The organism is Acidocella sp., from assembly GCF_052326845.1.
Lineage (GTDB): Bacteria > Pseudomonadota > Alphaproteobacteria > Acetobacterales > Acetobacteraceae > Acidocella.
In genome coordinates this window covers 1-2,707 of the sequence record NZ_JBKQJR010000027.1, presented here as the reverse complement: position 1 = coordinate 2,707, position 2,707 = coordinate 1, and the positions used below count along the sequence as shown (strand labels likewise).

Sequence of the window (2,707 nt, the reverse complement as noted above, 5' to 3'; positions counted from 1 at the left end):
CCGTCGCCAGTCATGCCGACGATGTGGCCGCTATGTACGTGGTCACCAACGCCGACGGCTACCGCTACGTGGTGGCGCCCATGGTCGACGGCTTCACGCCCACCTCGATGTTTGTGGTCCGCCCCCTAGGGTTGGGGTTGGATGAAAAGGCACTCGAGGCGGTGGCCCAGTGGCGGTTCAAGCCAGGAGAGAAAGGCGGAAAAACGGTGGCAGTTCAGGCAGCAGATGCACGCAGGTGCACGTAAATTGAAATTATCAGGCCCCCGGCGATTATCTGCAAGCCTATCTGTATCAATCGGTTAGCTGGCTTTAGCGCGTTCGACCGTATTTAATGGCCTTGCATCTGCGCGGCACCACGCTTACCCTCTCTCGACCGCGGTTACCACCCTCCCTCGAAACCCGACAAACCTGACAAACCCGACAACTGATGCTCTCCGGCCAAGTTGACTGTCCGGCCCTTCCTGAGCCATGCATGTCTCAGCGCGCACCATAATGCCGGTTCCGTCAGGCGAACGCTGCTGCGCACAGGAGACGTGATGAAATTCAGAATGATCTTTTTGGGCGCCGAGCAGGATCCAGATGGCGGGACGGTGCCAGAGTTGGACGCTGACATACCCGTCGACGAATCATCGTTGCGCTGCTACGAGTACAGCGGGACGCACATGGTCCGCCGGGATCAGTTGGCCAACGGCCAGGTGAGGCGCACTCCGGTGGCTAACTTCAGGGCCCGGATCGTCAGTGATATCATCCGCGACGATGGCGCCCAACAGCAACGCGAATTTGGCGTGGAAGCCGAATTGGGGGGGAGCCGCCAAGTCTTTGCCCTGCCGGCAGCGGAGTTCGGCCGGATGGGCTGGGTGCTCGAAAGGCTGGGACCACGGGCCATCATCTATCCGGGACAGCAACAGCATGTGCGCGCTGCCATGCAGTCCTTATCCGGGGCGATTCATCAGGAACACATCTACGCGCATCTGGGCTGGCGCCGACACGGCTCACAATGGGTGTACCTGCATGCCGGAGGCGCGCTGGGAGTCGGCGGACCGGTCAATGGATTGCAAGTACAACCGCCGGCCGCTCTGCAGCATTACCAGTTGCGTGTGCCCGCCAATCATGGGCAGTTGACGACAGCCGTGCGAGCCAGCTTGCAGATACTCTTGGCCGCGCCCGACCGGATCAGCTTTCCCCTGCTGGCGAGCGTGTATCGGGCAGCCCTGGGCGCGTCACGTTTCAGTCTGTTCTTAAGCGGTCCCAGCGGGGTCTTTAAGACCGCCCTCGCGGCGCTGGCACAGCAACACTTCGGCGCAGCCATGGATGCCAGCGGTCTGCCAGCCAACTTCGCCTCCACGGCGAATGCCTTGGAACGGCTGGCTTACGCCGCCAAAGATGCGTTGCTGGTGGTGGACGACTTCGCTCCCGCCGGCGGCGTGGGTGACGGACTGTTAGAGAGCGTTACGGAACGCTTGTTCCGCGGCGTGGGAAATGCACAGGCACGCAGCCGTCTGGGAGGAGACGGACGACTCCAGACGCAGCAATCCCCGCGCGGGCTGGTGCTGGGAACCGGAGAAGCGGTGCCGCCGGGACAAAGTATCCGCGCCCGGCTGCTGATTGTTGAGATCGACGCCGGCGCGGTTCGACGGACGGCATTGAACGCCGGCCAGAGTGCCGGGCGTGAAGGTCTCCTGGCAGCAGCGATGGGCGCCTTCGTGGTGTGGCTGGCGGGCACCTATGAGGCCATGCAGAACCGCCTGCAGCAGCGCGTGCAGGTCCTGCGCAGTCAGGAGCACGGGATGGCGGGACATGCGCGGACACCGGCAGCGATAGCGGAACTGCGGGCTGGCTGGGAGATCTTCCTGGACTTCGCCGCGGAAAAGGGGGCCATCGGGGGGCTTGAAAGAGCGGAGTTGGAGGAGCGCGCCAGACAGGCGCTGGTCGAACTTGCCGAGCGGCAAGCAAAATATCAGACGGCTGGCGATCCGACAGTGCGGTTTACGGGCCTGTTGAAGACCGCCCTGGCAACCGGCCAGGCGTATGTGGCGGACCGGCAAGGCAAGGCGCCAACCGAGGCCGCCGGCTGGGGCTGGCAGCGAACCGGTTCTGGCCGTGGGTGGAAGCCACGGGGCCGCTGCATCGGTTGGGTGGTGAACGGTGACTTATACCTGGAGCCCAGCGCCAGCTATCAAGTCGTGCAGGAGATAGCTGGTACGGAGAGCCTAGCGGTGAGCGAGGCGGCCCTGCGGCGCAGGCTGTGGGAACGAGGGCTATTGGCGAGCAGAGATACAGCACGCCAGGTGCTGCTGGTGCGGCGGATCTTGGCTGGCGCTGCCAGGAAAGTGCTGCATTTGCGCGCGAGCCATCTGCTAGCAAGGTCGGCATAGAGTTGGCGGAAACGGGCTGACAGCCCGGTTCGCGAAATAGGGCATTTTCGGAGAATCGAGTCTACATGTCCACCGCCTGATCGCTGCCGGCGACGGGGATCTCCGGGATTCCCGCGCCGGCGTGGGGACCAAGCAAGCAGCAGCGAATCAATTCAACTAGTCGGCCCCCGTCCGGCTGAATCGCACTGGTGGATCGCCGAATCAGGTCCAACTGCACCGCTTGCTCGGAACTGATGTTTGCGGCGCCGGCTGCCGCCACCAGAAGCTGGAGCAGGGCATCGCTGTTGGCGGTGATTCTGACAATCTTGTCGTCTGCCATGATGAGCAGCGTC

At 63.4% G+C, this 2,707-nt stretch carries 3 protein-coding genes; 2 read left to right on the top strand and 1 reads right to left on the bottom strand.

The annotated features are described in order from the left end of the window. Both ACLPJJ_RS02025 and ACLPJJ_RS02020 read left to right on the top strand, forming a co-directional pair. On the top strand, window positions 1–245 hold a 245-nt coding region (locus ACLPJJ_RS02025), incomplete at its 5' end, for an energy transducer TonB (protein ID WP_443589076.1). Window positions 246–536: 291 nt separating this feature from the next. After that, window positions 537–2,375, top strand: a complete 1,839-nt coding sequence (locus ACLPJJ_RS02020; RefSeq protein WP_443589075.1) for a hypothetical protein — start codon at window positions 537–539, stop codon at window positions 2,373–2,375. A gap of 61 nt (window positions 2,376–2,436) precedes the next feature. Here ACLPJJ_RS02020 and ACLPJJ_RS02015 read toward each other — a convergent pair. Beyond that, a partial coding sequence (locus tag ACLPJJ_RS02015; RefSeq protein ID WP_443589074.1) for a hypothetical protein occupies window positions 2,437–2,707 on the bottom strand: 271 nt, incomplete at its 5' end.

Bases quoted from the DNA above. Each gene is read 5' to 3' on its own strand.
- ACLPJJ_RS02020 (WP_443589075.1), top strand. From the start codon at position 537: ATGAAATTCAGAATGATCTTTTTGGGCGCCGAGCAGGATCCAGATGGC.